The 323-nt window shown below is 48.3% G+C and carries 1 pseudogene; it reads right to left on the bottom strand.

Annotated elements, in window-relative coordinates:
- Nucleotides 1-323, bottom strand: a pseudogene (locus CWC14_RS19025) (alanine--tRNA ligase); the annotation flags it as partial.

Consider the following 323-nt stretch of genomic DNA (forward strand, 5'->3'; position numbering starts at 1 on the left):
TTCAATACGGCGTACACCAGCGGCAATACCTGCCTCTGAGACGATTTTAAATAAACCGATGTCGCCAGTGCGCTGCACGTGGGTACCGCCACACAGCTCGATAGAGTAGTCGCCAATGCTCACGACGCGTACTTCATCGTCAGACTTCTCGCCGAATAGCGCCATAGCGCCCTTTGCTTTTGCCTCATCAATGGCCATCAGTTCAGTTTGCAAAGCAAAATTACGACGAATTTCAATATTCACTTGTTGTTCGATGCGTTGTAGTTGCTCACGCGTGACGACCTCAAAATGAGAGAAATCAAAACGCATACGATCAGGATCAA

This window comes from Pseudoalteromonas sp. S3260, assembly GCF_005886925.1.
GTDB lineage: Bacteria > Pseudomonadota > Gammaproteobacteria > Enterobacterales > Alteromonadaceae > Pseudoalteromonas > Pseudoalteromonas tetraodonis.